The organism is Roseateles sp. P5_E1 (genome assembly GCF_054049335.1).
In genome coordinates, this window is record NZ_JBFUMN010000436.1 from 1 (window position 1) to 535 (window position 535).

Consider the following 535-nt stretch of genomic DNA (forward strand, 5'->3'; position numbering starts at 1 on the left):
GAAGAACACGTGCGCGGCCAGCCAGAACCACCAGGCCAGCACGCCGGACAACTGCAGCCTGCCCAGGTGCACGATCGCGGCCATGCGCCCGATCGTGGCCAGGTTGCCGAAGTCCTGGTACTTGAACGGCCCGGGCGCGGGCTTGTTCTCCAACCGTGCGCGGATGATCGCCGCCACATGCTTGCCCATCTGCTTGGCCGCAGGCGCCACGCCGGGCACCGGCCGGCCGTCGGCCTGGCTGAGCGCGGCCAGGTCGCCGGCGACGAAGATTTCCGGATGGCCGTCCAGGGTGAGGTCTGGCTGCACCGGCACGCGGCCGGCGCGGTCCAGCTGGACGTCCAACGTGCGCGCCAGCGGCGAGGCGGCCACGCCGGCAGCCCACACCACGGTGCGCGCGGGGACGAAGTGATCGCCGAGCTGGAAGCCATCGCTGTTGATGTCGCTGACCGGCGTACCGGTGAGTACTTCCACGCCCAGTTTTTCCAGCTGGCGGCGGGCCTTGAGCGAGAGCACCTCGGGGAAGGTCGACAGCACG

1 protein-coding gene is annotated in these 535 nt (G+C 70.5%); it reads right to left on the reverse strand.

Features of this window, described 5'->3' with window-relative positions; translation table 11 throughout:
- A partial coding sequence (locus tag ACXJKJ_RS31950; RefSeq protein ID WP_457395749.1) for an NAD(P)/FAD-dependent oxidoreductase occupies positions 1-535 on the reverse strand: 535 nt, incomplete at both ends.